This window comes from Pseudomonas sp. TWP3-2, from assembly GCF_049897765.1.
In the GTDB taxonomy this organism is placed as follows: domain Bacteria; phylum Pseudomonadota; class Gammaproteobacteria; order Pseudomonadales; family Pseudomonadaceae; genus Aquipseudomonas.
Genome location: NZ_JAFCWW010000028.1, coordinates 22,060 through 40,643 on the forward strand (window position 1 = coordinate 22,060; position 18,584 = coordinate 40,643).

Below are 18,584 nucleotides of genomic sequence, written 5' to 3' on the forward strand. Positions count from 1 at the left end.
TAGCACTTGCAGGACGCAGTCGGAGGGGGCTGTGGGAAGAGTTACCGTTGGTCGGGACTGTCAGATCTGTCAGGTGTGGCGTTCAAGCGTATCGGCATTCAATGGACCTACATGCCTTCGCCGGCACAGCAGCCCTTGAACGATGACGGACTCCATCATGAAAAAAACAGACAAACCTGAAAAGAAGTCCCGCGCCAAGTTGCCAAAACAACCTGCAACTGCCGGCAGCCTTGAGCCTATCGCCGATTCCGTAACGTTTTCTGGCGAATCAGCCGTATTGGATCTGGAAAATATTCCCTATAGCACACGTCTGCCAGTGACTATCACAGCGAGTAAAGATGGCTACTCGGCAACACTGAGCGCCGAGTGTTGGTGGAGTGATGCGGGCGATACTTTCACTTTTAGAACACTTTCGTATAGGGCCACGAACAATGGCCAAAACGGCGGGAACGTACGGGTTCTCGTCGTTGCAGGGGGGGCAGATAAGTGGGAAGAAGAACTTATGGGCAACGCGACCCAGGACGGGCAGGATCATGTTTTGGTTCGAGCAAAGACGATCACGGCAAGAGGTACTACGGCGCGATGCACCTTCGGGTATGAATACGACGTTCCAGTGTGGGGTGACGTCGACATGCATAATTATGTGGATGTGAATCTGCCGGCTCTTGCTTCGCCTGTCATGAACCTGATCAAAAATGTAAATAGCTCAAGTTTTCCTGTGTCAGGAACTTCGGGAATACCCGGTGCTGAACTCCGGGTTTACAGGGATTTCGACTACATCACCGCACTTGCAACCATACATCCAGGTGGATCCTGGACGGCGACAGTCAATCTTCCTGACAACCGGAATGAAATGTCGATTGGTTCCCACCAAAAAATAGGAAATCAGGAATCTGCACCGTCGAATGGTTTCCGGGTCTACCGGGCAGCAATCACCTCACCGACGGAAAACGAGGTAGTGCCCGAGAAAGGGTTAACGTTCAGGGGGATCGCCGCACCAGGTACTGTGATGACAGCCGTCAGGAGCGGTTTTGGAAACCTTTGGTCCAACCGCGTCAACACCGGTCAGGGAACGACTTGGGCAGCGGCAATGTTGCCGAATCTTGGTTTGAAGAGCGGTGAAATAATCGTCATTGGAGAGATTGACGGGCCTTCTCACTACACTTACCCAGTCAAGTTCTGGCTCTTGGGTTATCCACACATCACCAACACTGTCTTCGACGAAACTGTGGGCTTCACCCTCACTGGCAATAACCGTTTATCCGGCGCCGAGGTGACTGCCTACATAGGTTCTTCGGGGACATTGGTTGGAACGGCACTGCCGGCTACAACCGATGCTTTTTCGATCCAGACGGATACCAAACCGGGACTGATCGTTATCACGACGCAAGCAAATCATTCAGGCAAAAGCTCTGGTCGTAGTGACGGTGTGACATTCAGAGTCGCCCCCCGCAAGCCCACCTTAGACTACAAGGTCGAAAATGGCATTGGCACGCTCCATGGCACTGGCTATGGCACTGCCAAGGTACTCGTGACGGGCACGTCTGCTTTCTCTCTTGAGCAAGTTGTCGGGGGAAACGGTATATGGACCAAGGCCATTCCTGTGACCACGGTGCCCGGGAATTACGACATAACCGCCAAGCAAGAATCCGGGACTATCTGGTCCGCGTCCACCGCGTCGAAATCAATCGAGGTGCCATGTCCCCAGCCCACGTCAGTGACGAGCAATAATGACGGGCACAAACTGATGTTTTCGGGTGTAGGGCTGAATTGGAGTACGCACACAGTAGTGGTGTTCTTTCTCAACAACGGCGTGGATCTGCGAACTGAAGTCCCTGGAGTACCTCAAGCCCTAGTGGCGAACGGAATCTGGAGCATCAAGTCTACCGACCTTTTTCCTCCTGGTACTTACGACAAACTGACCGCCAAGATGTGGGTAAATGGTTTCTTTTCACTGGCTGTACCTGTTCCAACAGTAATAATCCCCTCGCCCCCGGCCGTGCTCGACCCTCACCCAGCACCCACCGGTCAACGTCCAACGATCAGCGGCAAGGTGTGGGCTGGTTCGGTTGTCACTATCAGCGTACCGGGGATGTCATTCCCACCCGTGACCGCAGTGGGCGTCAATTTCAGTCTGGTCTCGCCGACCGACTGGCCTCCGGGTACATATGTGGTCTCGGTGACCTCGGCATTCGGCGGCCAGACTTCGACAGTGGTGACACAACCAATCACTGTGAGAACGCCGCAGCCGACGATCACCACCGCGCCAGGCCCGGTTCCCCTCATAGCGACCATTGTCTGCAGTGGCTGGCAAGGCTGCCTGATCGAGGTTTTTACGACTGTTGGCAATCAGATATTGGGTTGGGGCACGGTGCAGCCCAATGGCACGGTCGAGATCATCCTGTCAAAGCAAGCTCCGGGCGAGCAGACCTTGTATGCCCTTCAATCCGAGGCGGGCAAGCCTGTGAACGTATCGGTCGAGAGTAACCGCGTGGTGGTGAAGTTTGGCGTACCGATAGCGACCATCACTGTGCCGGCAGAGGGCGGCACGACCACGCGTATATCGGATATCAGCGGCTCAACGACTGCGCTTGGCGATTCTATCGAGTTGTGGCGCGGGAACACGCTGCTTGCCAAAGATATTCGAATTACCAATGGAACCTGGATGGCGAAGGGGATAAAGCTGGACGTGGGGCGTGTTCAAAAGATAGATGTTCTCGTTCGGCAGGACGCTCATCAGAGCGAAGCGATTACTCGCACCGTGACGGTGGTCCCCGAGAAACTGATATTCGATGCGCCTCAGAACGGTCAAAACATCAGTGCTCGGATGTGGTTCTCAGGGGCGGGTGCGTTCCCGGGCGACAAAGTCATCCTCAAGCGGGTGGGGGCGAATCACAACTTTACTCCCGTGCCAGTGAATGCGTTCGGTCAGTGGGCGACGCGGTTGCAACACAATATGGTCCCGACCGACAAGATCACCGCTTTCGCCCGAGCCGGTGCGGGGCTGGATTCTGCATTGGCTGACCAGATCACACCGAAATTGCTCTACACCACCGCCCCCCACTTCACCGAACCTCAGGCCGGCGACAGGACTGGCACCAAGCCGATTTGCAAAGGACTGGCCAGAGCAGGATCGACGGTTACCGTTGCTCAGTGGTTCAACGGCGCGAGCGTGCTGGCGACAACCGTGGCCGACGCCGATGGCCGTTGGGAGGTGCAAAGCACAGTGGCGTTGCCGGCTGGGGCGAATTGGATGCAGGCGCGCGATACGTTGGCCGGTCAACACTCCGAGTGGCGCAGGAGTGAGTATTTTCAGGTCACGTCTGCTGTCGCCGACTTTACTCCACCTATCGTTGATTTCCCCAAGCCGGGAGAAGAGGTAGGCCTGAAGACGGCATTTTCCGGTAGAGGACTGGCGGGTGCCGAAGTTCATGTCTACAAAAAAGGCGTCGGGAGCGTGCCGTTGGCGACGTTTACAGTGGGCCGCAACGGGCGCTGGAGCGGGTCTTTGAACCAACCGCTGCCGATTGGAGATTCCACATTCTCGGTGAATCAAGAACGCGATAGCGTCAAATCGGGATGGTTGGTGCCGGATCGGACGGTAAAAATTGTTCAGTTGCCGGGGAGTTTTTCAAAACCAGTGATCACTCTACCTGTGGACGATCCGAATCAGACTCTTGAACCGAATCCGTGGGCCGCAGGTAAAGGCGTTCCCGGTGCTACGTTGAGGCTTTATGCTGATGACGTTCCGGGTGTTGTTTTAGCCGAAACATGTGTGCATGCCGACGGTAACTGGGCGACGCGGTTCAAAAATGTTCTGGCTGCAGGAGCCCAAAAGATAACGGCACAACAGGAGCGCGACGGCAAACTATCCGCCTGGTCCGGCATCGTCATCGACTTCAAGATCGGGCCCCAACCGCTGCCCCCGCTCATTACTAACATCCCTCCAGAAGATGACGTTCCGCATAATCTCGTACTGGAAGGTAAGGCTATGCCGGGCGCCAGGGTTAATCTTTATAAACACGGAGTTAACAGCGTAATCGGAACCGGTATCGCCGATAAAGACGGAGTCTGGACGATAAAATTGTATAACTTGCCGCTCGGTGAATTCATATTCAACGGAAAGACGGTGCATGGCACAGTGGCGTCGGGGTGGATGGCACTGTTCAAAGTCTATATACACAACTTCGGCTGACCATCGAACCACCCACTAACAGGCCCTCAATCGAGGGCCTTTTTTCTGTTCGGACACTACCATCAAATAATAAAAACCCGACCAGCGGTCATGAAACCTGTCAGATCTGACAGTAGCCCCCTTCTGAAAATCAGCGCTAAATCAACGTGAAACGACAAACGCCCAGGCTCGCGTCCGTGGCCTTTGTTTTGCGTTCAAGAGGAAGTGTCTGAATGAAAGCATCGCAGAAGAGCGCCGTTGATCAATTGGTCAGGGCCGTATTGTGGCAAGGCAAAAAACGCCTGACGGTGCCGCGCAAGCTGGACGACTATCTCAAAACATCTCCCAGCGTGTTCGACGTGATCAAGCTCAGCGAAATCGAGCTGCAGAAATTCAATCTGACGCCCGCGCAAGCCAGGACCCTGTTGACCCGTGGCAGAGCGCTGGCGCTGAAGATCACCCGGATGTACCGCCAGCAGGAACTGCGTGCTGCGCCGCAATCGAGCGAAACACTGGTGGGGACGCTGCCGACCTACGATCAGATGTTCAACCCCACTGTCCACAAGGCGGCGCCACAAGGCAGCCCCGAGCACAAAGCCTCAACCACCGCTTATCTGCTCAGCCTGCGTGAATTTTTACGTGACTCGATCGAGTCCCACAAAGGTGATGGCGCCATTACGCTGGAGGAGCGCCGGCCAGATGTTGATCGGCTGTTGATTGATACTGCGGCGATCAACGAGGTGAAGTCCCGCGTCGACATCCACACCGGGATACTTGAAGAGATCCTCAAGAGCCAACTGCCCGAGCAGTATTCCACGCTCAAGGAGTTTCTCGGGCTGACACGTGTGGGCATGAGCATGCCCTACGAGGTGGATGCGATCGAGATATGGCATGTCGTGGCCCAAGTGGTGGAAAACGGCTCGCTAGGCACAATCGTTCGCTGGCTGGACGCCGATTTCCCTTATTTCACGCGTGCGGGTGGACGGGGGGCACGTGACCACATGGCTTGGCTACTGACCCTGAAAATGGGCCCGGAAGCCACAGCATTACAGCTGGGAAGCCCAGTGTTTCCATTGACCGCTGATCGGGCGCAGAGGTCTTTGCAAAGGGTCGATCCGCGCACGGGGTGCATTGATGCGGATCCGCAAAAAGCGCTCGACAACTTTTATCCGGATCACTATGGCAAGTTCATCATCGCTCTGCCGAGCCTGCAACGCTTGTGGCTGTTCAAGCGGGCCACGAGCCTCGATCAAGAGGGGGTGGACCGAGCGTTGGCGTGGGGTAGATTTCAGCCAAAACGGTCGGCTAACGTCCCCTCGATTGGCAGCCCTGGCGAGCTACTGACCGGTGAGACAGCCGGGGCACGTTACATCAATGGCGGGGAGAAACCGGCGATCGCGCACCAAACCGCAGTGATCGATGAACAGCATTTGCTGACGAATATCGGTGAACCCCCGGCGACTCGGTTTGAAAATCGAACCGATCGTATCCAGCGCAAGCTGCGTCTGGATGAGATCATGCAATCAGGCAGTCATGAGGTGGACAAGATGCTGATTGCCGCGATGAATGCCGAGCACCGCGGCGGGGCCAGTTCATCCCTGTGGATCCGCCCCGGCACCCTGAGCTGCCTGGGACTGTTCTGGGAGCTGATCAATACTCACGGTTGCACCGCCGACGAGTGCGCCGCGCTGGTGGATGTGCTGTCGGTCTATGGCCAGAATGGAGAACGCCCGTTCTTTGATCAGGTTTACAACAAAGACCCACTCGTTGATGACGCCCTGATCATCAATGGTCGCCAGTTGGCAATTATTCCGGTCACCGCCGATGAGCAGCACATGGTGAACCTGATCCGCTCGGCGCTCGCTATCAACGGTGAAACCTACCGCTATCTGAGCACCATCATCGCCGAGGCCAAAGGAAAAACGACTTCCCTGGATTGCGATCTGCCTACGCTCACGGCGTTGTGGCGGCTGGTGTGGCTGGCTCGCATCAGCGGCCTGACACCGATCGAATACACGGCGCTGGCGCAAACCCTGGGCCTGACGGTTCAACTGGCGGCGGAGCCGGTGGTGTCCAATGCGGGTACCACGAACGGTGCGGATGTGCTGAGCGCAATTGATGCGCTGATGACCTGCGCACAGTGGGTCAGTGACTACGGTTTGTCGGCGTTGTGGTTGGTGCAGAACATCAGTCCGCTTGTTGTCCCCACCGTATGGACCGAAAAACAGGACCAGTTTCTCCGGCAGTTGGCGAGCCAGGCACAGTCTGTGCTGCTGCAATCGGCAACACTGCTGGCCGCAGGCGCACCCGCACGTCACCCCAAAACCGAACAACTCATCGAATGGATACCGCTGCTGGAGGAGCTGGTGGACGATGACGGGGTGGTGAGAGGCGAGTATGACCAGACCGAAGAGCAATATCAGGCGTACGCCGGTGAAAAATGCGCCGCCATTGCATACGAGATTTATCCGGATCCTGACCCCGTGACTACGGCGAGCAGGGATGCTTTGGCGGCGCTGCTGCTATCGATTGTTCTGCGTTGCCGGGATGAACAACGCGCACTGGTTAAAGAAAACCTGGCGCACTATCTGGGTATCAATTCACTTCTGACCGGTGAGGTCCTGACCTGGGCTGAGGGACACCCCTACAGGTTTCTGGCACAGGCGCTGAGCATGCCGGAAGCGCGCGAGCGCTGGACCGTCAGGGCGGCGATGGACGAACCGGATCAGTTCCTGCGAATGCTTGGCGAAGTCGAGCGCCGCGCGCGGATCGCCGACAGGCTCCACCTGAGTCCAACGCTGTTGGAAATGGTCCTGGCAGGCGAAAACTATCAGTGGTTCAGCCTGGATAGTCGCCACGAAATCTCGATCAACAGCCTTTATTATCTGGCGCTGTTCGGTCGTATGGTGGAGCAGGCCGGGGAATCCGAAGAAAAGCTGCTCGACTATCTCGCTGCGGTGAATCTTATCGATCCGGGCCTGAGCGAAGATGCGCGCCGACTGGTGCGCGATGCGGCTGCCGACAAACTCGCGCGGTTCTTCGGCTGCGGCATCACGCACGTGCTGACAGTTGTGCGCCATCTCAAGGGCGACGTCCAGGACAGCGACCAGTTGCCACTGCTGCAAACGCTACGAGAACTTGATGTGTTGCTGCGCACGCTTGATCTGGCGAGCAAGGGACTGGATGCCACGGCTTCGGTCAGCCTTGGCAATCTGAATTCGCTGGATAGCCAGGCGCAATACGCAAATGCCGCGAAGCATTCGCTGGAAAGCTACCAGCGTTTCACTGAGTCGAAAACGCAACCGGAAACGGGCGAGGCTGGCCAGAGCTACACAACGGTGTGCAAGGTCGACAACCGGTATCTGATCGCCAATATGCCCTTGGAGGTCGCAGAATTTGAGCTGCACTTACGCGACTTCAACGGCCGTCCCCTCAAGGGCGTGCCGATTCAGTTCAATACCGATCTGGGCGTCATCCTCACCCCCGAAGTCAAGACAGATGACCAGGGGCGGGCGGTCGCGCATTTGCACGCCGGGAAAACGATGGGCGCGGCCCATGTGTTTTACAACCTGCTGCTCAGCGATCCGGTGCACGGTCCCACGGTAACAATCGGTCCTGATATGGATTCCCTGGGATTCGACGCCGAGCGCAGCTCGAGACTCAAGACAATTCCACCGCTTCGTGCAGGCAAGTTGGAAGAAATCAGGTTGTTCGCCCAGTTAAACGACGGTTACAACAACCTGGTCAGCAATTTTCCGGTGGAGTGGCGGACCACGCGCGGGGAAATACGCCCACGCCAGACGGTCACGGACAAGGATGGGATAAGTTCCGTGTGGGTATCAAGCCTGTCTGCGGGCACAGCCGAGTATTCCGTCGGCCTGATCGATGGCTCCCATGTCATGAGCTTTGCTGATGAGCTCACGTTCAAGGACACACCACAGATTGCTGGTATCCCATTTGTTACCACCGTGGCGATGGCTGGCGAAAAGTTGCTGGTGAGGTGCAAGGTAGCCGGTCTCGATGGGGAGCCTGTGGAGGGTGCGGTGGTTTCATGGTGGACGGAGCCTGCGACGACGCCAGAAGATGTGCCCACCGATCCAGCAGGGGTCTCCTTGTTTACCGTGTCCAGCCCTGTAGCCGGCCCGCTGACAATCTTCGCCAGATTGGGCAGCGATCCCCGCGTCGAACTCACTGTCGAGGTGTTCGACCACGCAGTGATCAGCGCTTTCCTGGCTAAACCGCCGATTGCGGTAATCGGTGCAAGCAGCACCCTTGTGTGGCTGGATGTGGCGAATAAGTCTGGTCCGGATGGCACCCTCATCGAGCATTATCCGGTCAAGTGGGAAGACGATTCACGTCCCGGTGTCATCGAGACCATCCCCACCGATAAGCAAGGTCGTTCGGTCTATCCATTCGACGTGAAAAAGGTCGGTACGTACACCGTGACCGCGACCCTTCAATATCATCCGACCGAGGTGAAAACCTTCACGGTTGAAGCCATCATAGCCTTTGGATGGACCGTCAATCTGTTCACTTTGAGACCCGACGGTGGTGAGGACCGTATGCAGATCCTGCCTCTCGGGCCGGGCCGCCTCGATCTGCTCCGAGGCATGCAATACCGGATTGAATTCACGCCCGATGATGCGGCCTATCTCCATGAAAGCATCGGCGCTGGGGGATGGAGTTCCCAGTACTCAACCAAAGCATTGGCCATGGTCTTCAATCCGCCAATGGCCCAGCGCTTTGCTTACGATCAAGCCAAACCTCACGTCATGAACCTCGTGACGGGTGACGTGCGCAACGGCGATTTCCAGATCAGTTTGCATGCCGATCCGCTACCCCTCCCCCTGGTGCTTCCAGGAAGCCTGAGAAAGCGACCGCTCACGCGTCGCACACCGAAAAAATCTTGAGTTGACCCATTGCTCACCGCACCTGCGGTCGAATCACCATTGCGCGCCAGGGAGAAAACAATGCCTACGTCCGGTAGTTTTTCGTTGAAGGAAAGATATTTGAGGGTAATGGTCAACGTGGTAGTGGCCAATCAGATGGCGCCCGGCTACATCGCTGCTCCTACCACGCAAGCGTTGAGCGACAGGCTGCTGACTGACGTTGAGGACACGGCGCAGACGCGGGCCTCCGAGGTGTCCGCGACGGTGCGCACTCTGCAGCGGTATATCCAAGGCGCTCTCACCGGCCTGGAGAGCGGATACGCAAACGTCCATTTCAATTCCGACGATCGAAATTACTGGTGGACGATCCTGAGCGATTACAGTTCGTGGTCGGCCAATGTGCTACTCAAGGACCATGCGTCCAATTACATCGAGCCGGCATTGCGTCTGAACAAGACCCAGCTGTTTCGAACAATGGAAGGCGAGTTGATGCAGAGGCGCCTGACGGATGCCTCGGTACAAAATGCGGTGCTGACCTATATCGGCAGCTTCGAAAAACTCAGCAATCTGGAGGTGTTGAGCGCTTACATCGACGGCCCTGCAAACCGCGATGCGCCTTACTACCTGGTCGCAAGAAGTCGCTCGCAGCCGGTCGATTATTACCTGCGCAAGGTCAAGGTCGAGGTGGACGAACACAGCACAAAGCTCAACCCGGCGCACTGGGACGAATGGCAACAGTGCAACATCAACACCGCTGGCAAGGTTATCGACATCCGCTGTGTGATATGGCTTGGCCAGGTGGCATTGGTCTGGTGTGAATGGATTGATCGTCAGGTTGATGGCAATGGCGTGGTGCAGTCAGCCTGGACATTGAAGATCAAACTGGCGTTCAAGTCGGTAGACAACATATGGTCCACCGCGCGGGAGCTGCACAGTCAACAGTTTGAATCGGACGTTTCGAATGGTCGGCTGATGGCTGTCTCTGATGGTGATGGCAGTCCGCGCGATGATCGGCTGCGGGTGTTTTATACCGACCGTCTCAGTGCTGACGGGAGTGGTGCACCGGGCGGGGTGGAAATTCATAAAGTGCTCGATCATTTGGGGCGAGAGGTCGAGGAAGACATTTCCATCTCGTTGCTGATGGCGTGGGCACGTTTCAAGAACCGCAACGCTGTGCAACAGAAAGTGGTGCCCGACGATTATCCAAAAATCGAAATTGTCCCCGCGATCCCTCCTGTCGACACGATCGGCAAAAGTCAGTCGGTTGACGCCGTCTTCAGCCACGAACAGCTGGCGGACGGCAGGATGTCAGATGTGCTGCGAATTCGCGGAAGGTGCACTGCGGTAGAGGAAACCGCACGGGTTTTGCAGCGTTTGTCGATCAAGTGGCAAGCGCGTCATGCTCTCACCTCTACCGATGTCAGTATTCAATACGCCGGTGACAAGCAAATCACGATCAGCCTGACGACGCGGCGCGAACCAGGCAAGGCTCATATCGTACGCCTGCCCCAGGGCAAAACCGACTACATCGTCATCAAGACTATCGCCATTGCTGATTTCAAGGAGACATCGACAGGCAGCCGGGTCTGGGAGGCGCAAGCTGGTGCAGACCTGACTGATGCTGCAGTGCAATATCTGTTAGCAAGAACCGCGGAGGAGATTCGCGCCGGCGCCGGTTTTTCCGTCGACCCGCTCGGTGATGCGGTCGTCAACCACGACAACCTGATTGCACAGAAAATTCTTTATAAGGCGGTGCCGTTCAGCATTGGCTGGACGAATGCGTCTCCTGAACACCCGCTCCCGACGACATTCACTGCTCCCCTGGACGGGAACGTGGCAACACCCTGGGTCACTTACCCGAGCCCTGCTTATACCGTTGACATTCCCTACCCGGTGGATTTCATCGCGGATGGAAAGACTCTGACGTTCAATGTGACGCTGAAAGGCCGGCCGAAAACCTACCTGACCCCGACCATCGGCGAAACCAATACTCAAGGTGCGCAATTTCTCAGCTTCAACGACAGCACTCAGGCGCTCAAGCATCTGCGCCTGAACTCCCAGATCGGTGCCGTTCTCACCAGTCGCGCAGCGATATCGATGCCCGCGTTACTGGATTTGGACACTCAGCACACACCGGAACATCCCCTGCCGGACGGTACCCTCGAACGTAATGGCCCGTTTGACGGTTGCAACGGCCGGTATTTCTGGGAACTGTTTTTTCATTTGCCGCACATGGTGTCCTCGCGTCTGACAGCAGAAGGTCGTTACCAGGAAGCCCAGAACTGGATTGGGTATATTTTCGATCCGCTGGCACCGGCAGAGGTGAAACGGGGCGGTGACCGCTCGCTGCTTGCAAGGCCGCGTTACTGGCGCTGCCGTCCGTTGAAAATCGAGGATCTCGATTGCGCATCTGAGCAGTTGGCGCAGAACGATCCGGACGCCATCGGTTATTGCGCCCCGATCCACTTCATGATCGCAATTTTTCTGCAATACATCCAAAGGCTGATCGAAGAGGGCGACGACCTGTTCCGACGGCTTGATTACGACAGCATGGTTCGCGCCGGGCTGGTGTACAGCAAGGCCTTGCGCATGATCGGCGAACAAACCGCAACGCAAACGGCCAGTACCTGGACGCCGAAAACGCTGGAGCAGTTGCTGACGGCAACCGAAGGTCGGAATGCGCTCAAAGCGTTTGAGGCCGGGCTTAAGCTTTCATTGGCCGACATACCTTTATCGATGACAGGTCAACTGCATCAGGATCTGACCGGTAGCGACGTGTTCAAGCCCGGGGTCAACCAACGTCCCGCCGAATTGTCGGCGTTGCTCAAATCGCGTCTGGATCACTTGCGCTCGAACCGCACGATAGAGGGGCACGAGCTGACCCTGCCGATTTTTTCAAGGATGGGGGATCCGAAGGAACTGCTGATTGCTCAGGGTAACGGGACCTTGGGCACCTCACGCGGCGTCGGTGGGCAGATACAAATAGTCCCCTACAGATTTCAAACGGTTTTCGACCTCGCGTTGGCCATCGTCGACTATCTGGCGCAGCTGGAGGACCAATTGCGCAATTGGCTGGAGATGCGTGACCGCCACGAGCTCGAAGAATTAATGCAGAAACGGGCCATCGAGTTGGCCGACTATACCCGTTCGATACATCAGGCAACGATTGATCAGCACGAGAGCACGATTAATTCCTTGCGTCAGAGCGAAGGCATGTTCAACGAACGAGTGCAACATTACGAACGCTTGGTCAGGGAGGGGGTGTCGGCGGGCGAGAACAGGGTTATCGAAAAGAACCGTGATGCACGTCAGATTGCCAAGGGTGCTGCCGCTCTTGAGTCAGCCGGAGCGTTCCTGGATTTAGTCCCCAGCATTTATGGGACCTCCTGGGGTGGCTTCAAGATGTCAGCGATCCCCTACACGGGCGCTCGCTTGCTGCAGATGATCGCCGAAGAATGGAGAGGTGAAGCCGAGGAGGCCGGCATCAACGAGGCGTACCGTCGGCGCGCCGAGGAGTGGGCGCTGGAGCACCGTCAGTCTCAGGCACAGGTGCGGGTGTTGCGCGAGCAGGTGGCAGCTCAGGAGCACGCGATCAGGGCGGCCAGGACCAGCCTTGAGCAGGCCGACGTCGCCAATACCCAGGCCAAGGAAATTTACCGGTTCTACAAGGGCCGCGCGACTGGCCCGGATCTGAGCAACTGGGTCTTGGGGCAGTTGAAATCCTTGCTTTATCAGGCCTATGACCTTGCATTCGATCAATGCAAGCGCGCAGAACGGTCTTGGCAGTACGAGAAGGGCGACTTCGATGCCCGGTTCATCCGCCACGATACGTGGAATGACACCCGCCATGGCTTCACCTGCGCTGCTGCATTGAAACTGAGTCTGTTTCAGATGGCTGCCGCACGAATCCAGAGCAATGAACGTCAGATAGAACTGACGAAGACGTTTTCCCTCAAGCAGTATGTGCCGGCGGCCGATTGGGATGATTTCATCCGTAGCGGGATTTTGAAATTCCATCTGACGGAAACTGCCTTCGCTGAGGACTTTCCCGGCCTCTATTGCCGGCAGCTATTCGGGATCACATGCACCTTTCCCGGATTACTCGGCCCTTACGAAAATCTTTGCGCGACCATGACGCAAATCAGCAGTTCTACAATGCTGACCGCGGACATCAATACCTTCCTGTACTTGCACGATGGAACCGGCACACCCGGCTCCATGGTAGTGAACCTGCGCCCTCATCAGCAGATAGGCTTGTCTTCGGGATTGAACGATACCGGTGTTGTCGATCCGGTACCCAGTGACCGTCTTATGCCTTTCGAGGGCACTGGCTGTGATGCTGACTATGAGTTGAAGTTTGCCAGACCTGACACTCCGAGCCAGCGCACTTTTCTGGATTCATTGACTGACATCATTTTGAAGGTGGACTATCGCGCCCGTTCTGGTGGCTCGCTTTTCGAGGCCGCTGTCGAGGCCGTGCTGGTACCGCCTCCGCCCCTTCCTATGAGAAAACGCGCAGCAGATCGCGCAGGGAGGACACCGTCATGAACTTCAACTTTGTAAGTAATGGTGCTTTTCTCGAGCAATTGAAGGATTGGCTGAGCAATGACCTGGGTGCGGTAAACCACTACCTCGAAACATGGCACGGCGATCCGATCAACTTGTTGGCTGCCAAAAACCAGGGAGAAGCCTGGCAAGTATTATTGCTCCCGGACAAGCCGGTACCCTGTGTGGGCAAAGCGGAATATCGGCTGCGTTTCTGGTACGAAGTCAAAGGTCTGGATGCTGGCAAGTACGGAACTGTCCAAATCTCTGGCGATAAGTCAGGCGTCACTCCCCTGACACTCCATAACTCACGCAGAAAGTCACGAAAGCAGAAACGAACTTCCGACGGTCCCGAGGCCGTCGAGTTGACCGAGTATGATCACAAACTGGTGATTGTTGAGGGTGAGGAGAAAATCGAACTCCGCGTTATCAGTCCGTCGAATGAATTCTCAAGTTCTGGCGCCGTGCGTTTCACCCTTGCCGAAGTGCTATTGGAGCTGGAGAACCTGGTGCTGGAAGGTTTGACGGTCGACGGCATCACTCAAGTCCGCAATCGGGCACTCGTGTGCATCGGTGGCAACCATACGGTTGCATTTAACGTAGAAGCCAAAAATGCCTGGGCCGGGACGGAAGCCGCACTGGTAGTGACGGATGACCCCGATGATGTTCTGCGCGCTTCGCCTGCGATGGAGCGCTATCAACCGATTAATCACACCTGGCAGCTCTCCTGCGCGGATACGCGCGCGGACGTGCATTTCACGACCAAGCTGGCCATACGCAGCAAATACACTGCCGAGCTCTACCCTTTGCGTCTGGTTTGCGGACATTTTCGCCTGTATCTGCATGTCGTCGAAGAATCTGAGTACTTCCCGGTTATCGACCTCAACCAGTCGGGGCAACTGACGGTGGAAGTGCGATCGCATTTCACCCAAATGGCGTTGGCCAACCGTGAGGTTGTTTTCAAACTGGACGATACGGTTTTATTGACGCAGAACTCGGATGCGCTAGGCAGGGTAACGTTTTCCTATACTCCGACGACAGTCGGCGACAAGCACATCATCGCAAGCGTCTCCAGCTTCTACAGACAGGATCTGGCCGAATACACGTTCATCGTCCAGCCGATCCAAAGAGATCCATGGACGACTGCCAAAGTGAAACTGGATCTGCTTGGAGAGCTTGACTGGGGTAGCGGGACAATTTACCTCAATCGCGGTGCTACCCATGATCTCGAGCTGCTGCTTGCAGACAATATTCTGGACACGACCGATGTAACGATGCAGTCCGAAAGCGTTGTCACGCCTGGGGAAGTCGGTGTTGTTTTTACGCCTGATATTAACCATACGCAGCAAGTCGTCGGGAATAGCGCGTCGTGGCGCCTGGCTTGCGAAAACCGCAGGAATGGCGAGTTCACGGTGTCGCTCAAGTGCGTGAAATTGCTCGAGCCCTCCCCCCGGCTGACAGTGGATCTGGACCACAATTGGAAAAAGATCGTCGAGCCAAAGGTGTTGACCAGATTTCCTGTGGAGGGGGGCACCGATGTTCGGTTCTCCGCCCTGATCCAATCGCGAGTGCCAGGCGTGGGAGGCCTTCCAAATGCGCTTACTCACTGGAGTGACAACGGTGCAGCAGAAGTTCCGGAACTGGCGGGTCCTGCCGGGAACATCATTAAGGCGTTCGAACCAGGCGCCGCCGGCCCCGCATGGGCCAGTGTAAAAATCGCCAATCCATACGATAAAGTCGATTGCCTGCACCGATTTGACTATACGGTGTATGACGAGAGCGCTTGGGCCCTACTGGCAGAGTTGACGCTTGGTGGTCGCAAGCAGGGCTCCGTGGGACTGCTGTGCTTTCGCAATACCGACGCAGTAGAACTGAAAATCATGCCCCTCGGCGAGCTCCTGATAGGTGAAGTCATCTCCGTAGAGCTGAGCAGTGAGTCTGGGGCTGATCTGCAATTTGTAATGGAACCTGAAGGGGCCACGCCACGCGAGATGACCGCGGACGGGCTGACCTACATGCTCAGTTCTACCTCGTTGATCAGCGACATGTTCCAAGTGCGAGTGAACCACCATTCGTTGGATCCGGACTTTAAACTCGACCCTGATGAGCAGGTGGGGAGATTGCTCTCGAAAGTGCTGGCGGAAGAAGCGACCCTCACATTTGACGACCGGGTTTTGCTTGCCGGAGATTCGATTTGGGCCTGCCTTGGCGGGCGCCACGGGCTGCGAATAGTGCCTCTGCGAGATAGCCCGATGGTAGGACTCAGGATGACCGCGCAGTTGCAAGTTGGCGACGATCTGCAGATGAAACTGACGGCCGACAATCAGCTCCCCGTCCCAGGCTCCGGAAAGGACTGGGACCTCGACGCCCGCGCCAGCACCCAAAAAGGCAATCAAGGCATTGGGTTGACTCTCGAAGATAAGTTTTTCAGCTACCCGGTGTACGGCGTGCCGCTGGATGACAACCGAATTGTTTCGCATGTCGAGCAACCTCATCTCAACTTGCAGGTGAATGAATCAGTTCGGCTGTATCTGAATGCCACGTCGTATTACTCCAATCTGCCAGTGGTGGGCGTGCCGGTGACATTTGTGAATGCCGGCGATGTCAAAACGTCCCGCACCAATGAGGCGGGCGATGCCCAGTACGCGTTCAAGGCCCTCGCACCGGGAGAATTCCAGGTCCTCGCTACGGCCCTGAGCCCTTATGATGCAACGCCCCCAGTCAAGACCTTCACCCTCAAGGTCATTGGAACCAGCCAGAACGTCACTCCATCCATTCCCACCGTGTCGAAAAAGAACAAGGACAAAGTCATGCCAGCCAAAATCAAGGGACAACGTGCTACGGATGGGATTATTGAGGTATTCGATCCTGCGTATCATCCTGAAGTCGGACAGTCCGTGCGTATGGCCGTCAGAGTAGCCAAGCGCACTCGCATGCCTGCGGAAAACGTGAGTGTGCTGTTCGAGACCCAGCCAGGGCAGAAGCAGGTGCGAGTGGTGACTGATAGCGACGGGAAGGCAGAGTTTGTCTACAAGGCCACGGCGCAGGGGAAAACGCAGGTGACGGCATTGGTTGAGGGCAGTAAGTCGAGGGCTGCCTCACATACCTTCGAGTTTCCGGTGGTGAAGGCAGGTATCTGGGGCGACGCCAGCCTTACGCTCAATACAGATACGGCTAACGCGGGGGCCTGGGGAGCGAAAAGTGTGTTTCCACGATCGGCGCAATCTCACGCCGTCACATTGAAAGTCGCTGCGGGTAGTGAGTTATTGAAATATCAATTTCGGTTGGGCGTCGTTGGCGAATCGTCGGTGACTGAGTTGGGCATTACTAGCGTGAGCCCTGCGCCGGGCCAGCCATTGTCAATAACTGGCTTGGGGTTGACTTGGACATTTATCACCAACGCAACCGCCGGGGGGACTTACTTCCTGGTACTGTCGGCGGACAAACTGATGAATCAGTCTCCTGCAAATCATGTCTCTCTGGGGCCAACACCGCCCGCTCCGGCATCGAAGCAAGTTAAAAAGCGCCGGCCTTCTTCCAAGTGAGATAGCGCGTCACCAGCTCTGGCCCCAACGCCTCGGGCGGGGCCTGCACCACCGCAACACCCTGAGCACTCAACCGCTCATGCTGTTGCGCGCTGGCGTTGAGATAGTCGACATTGGCGCAGTACGTCAGTGCGTCGTCCAGCGTTTGCACGGGTTGCTGGCGCAGGTCGTCGAACACGGTTTCGCGCAGGCTCGCGACCAACACGCGGTGCTGTTCACTCAGGCGTTTTATAGTGCTGAGCAGTTCTTCATCGTCGTCATCACGCAGGTTGGTCACCAGCACCACCAGTGCCCGACGTTTTTGTCTGGCCAATAATTGAGTCACCGCCGCCGGGTAATCGGCGGGGCGTTGCGTGCTTTCGAGATCGTAAACGCTGTTGAGCAAAACCTTTAGTTGGCCGCTGCCTTTGACCGGTTCGAGGTAGCGCGGCTGGTCGCTGGCAAAAGTGCAAAAACCCACCGCATCCCCCTGACGCAGCGCCACATAACTGAGCAGCAAACACGCATTCAACGCATGATCAAAATGCGCCAGCTCGCCATCCTGACTGCGCATCCGTCGCCCGCAATCGAGCATGAAAATAATCTGCTGATCACGCTCGTCCTGATATTCCCGGGCAATTGGTGTGCGGTGGCGGGCGGTGGCTTTCCAATCGATCTGGCGTTGGCTGTCGCCTTCGCGAAATTCACGCAGTTGGTGGAATTCCGGACCCTGACCGCGACGCTGGCGCTGACGTACGCCGAGCTGGCTGAGCCAGTTGTCGACCGCCAGTAACTGGCCGCCGTACAGGCGGGCAAAGTCGGGGTAGACGCGGGTTTGGTCGGTGATGTTCAGCAGGCGTTTGCCCGACCATAAACCCAAGGGGCTGGGCAGGTTGATTTCGCAGTGATTGAACGTGAAGTGCCCGCGTTTGAGTGGGCGCAGGCGATAGCCGATCAGGCTGCGTTGGCCGGGTTGCAGCTCGGTGGAGAGCGGCAGGTTTTCGAAGCTGAGGCCGTCGGGTACGTGGTCGAAAATCGTGATGCTCAGTGGCTGGGGGAAATCGTGTTCGACTTCCAGCGACACTTCGCTCCAGCGACCGAGTGCGAGGCTGCCGGGTATCTTTCGTCTCACGCGCGGTGAGGGCAGGCGTGTGAGGCGCGCGGCATCAAGTGTGGCCAGCGCCAGCAGCGCGAGCAGCAAACCCCAGTTGATCGACAGCAGCGTGACAGGCACCGCGACGTCCAGCGCCTGAAAACTGCCTAGCACTATGCCGATGGCCAGCAGGATCGCAATCCAGAGCAGCAACAGCCGAGAAGGCTTCATGGACGCACAATTCCTGCGGCGAGGGAGCTTGCTCCCGCTGGGCTGCGAAGCGGCCCCAACATTTCTGACAAGGCGAAGAGCTTGCCAGCGCTGCGCACTGGAGCGGGAGCAAGCTCCCTCGCCACAAG

The 18,584-nt window shown here is 56.7% G+C and carries 5 protein-coding genes; 4 read left to right on the forward strand and 1 reads right to left on the reverse strand.

All coding sequences use genetic code 11. From position 1 onward, the window contains the following. Positions 1–157: 157 nt before the first annotated feature. The 4 genes from ACP7EE_RS25715 (at position 158) to ACP7EE_RS25730 (ending at position 17,153) form a co-directional block, all read left to right on the forward strand. Positions 158–4,195 (forward strand): hypothetical protein, encoded by a 4,038-nt coding sequence (locus ACP7EE_RS25715; RefSeq protein ID WP_426237716.1) that lies wholly within the window; start codon positions 158–160, stop codon positions 4,193–4,195. A 212-nt stretch (positions 4,196–4,407) separates the two neighbouring features. Continuing rightward, entirely contained in the window at positions 4,408–9,084 is a 4,677-nt protein-coding gene (locus ACP7EE_RS25720; RefSeq protein ID WP_426237718.1) for a Tc toxin subunit A, read from the forward strand. 60 nt (positions 9,085–9,144) lie between these two features. Further along, a complete protein-coding gene (locus tag ACP7EE_RS25725; RefSeq protein ID WP_426237720.1) occupies positions 9,145–13,611 on the forward strand; it encodes a neuraminidase-like domain-containing protein in 4,467 nt (1,488 codons plus the stop codon). Further along, complete coding sequence (locus tag ACP7EE_RS25730) at positions 13,608–17,153, forward strand: hypothetical protein (RefSeq protein WP_426237722.1); 3,546 nt, start codon at positions 13,608–13,610, stop codon at positions 17,151–17,153. The genes ACP7EE_RS25725 and ACP7EE_RS25730 overlap by 4 nt, the downstream gene beginning before the upstream one ends. Here the strand turns inward: ACP7EE_RS25730 and ACP7EE_RS25735 are convergent. Further along, the gene (locus ACP7EE_RS25735) at positions 17,125–18,456 is read right to left on the reverse strand and encodes a DUF58 domain-containing protein (protein WP_426237724.1); all 1,332 of its coding nucleotides are present in this window, start codon (positions 18,454–18,456) and stop codon (positions 17,125–17,127) included. The genes ACP7EE_RS25730 and ACP7EE_RS25735 overlap by 29 nt on opposite strands. Between the last annotated feature and the right edge of the window lie 128 nt (positions 18,457–18,584).

Excerpts from the sequence above, each read along its gene's own strand:
- ACP7EE_RS25715 (WP_426237716.1), top strand. The coding sequence starts at position 158 with ATGAAAAAAACAGACAAACCTGAAAAGAAGTCCCGCGCCAAGTTGCCA.
- ACP7EE_RS25720 (WP_426237718.1), top strand. The coding sequence starts at position 4,408 with ATGAAAGCATCGCAGAAGAGCGCCGTTGATCAATTGGTCAGGGCCGTA.
- ACP7EE_RS25725 (WP_426237720.1), top strand. The coding sequence starts at position 9,145 with ATGCCTACGTCCGGTAGTTTTTCGTTGAAGGAAAGATATTTGAGGGTA.
- ACP7EE_RS25730 (WP_426237722.1), top strand. The coding sequence starts at position 13,608 with ATGAACTTCAACTTTGTAAGTAATGGTGCTTTTCTCGAGCAATTGAAG.
- ACP7EE_RS25735 (WP_426237724.1), bottom strand. The coding sequence starts at position 18,456 with ATGAAGCCTTCTCGGCTGTTGCTGCTCTGGATTGCGATCCTGCTGGCC.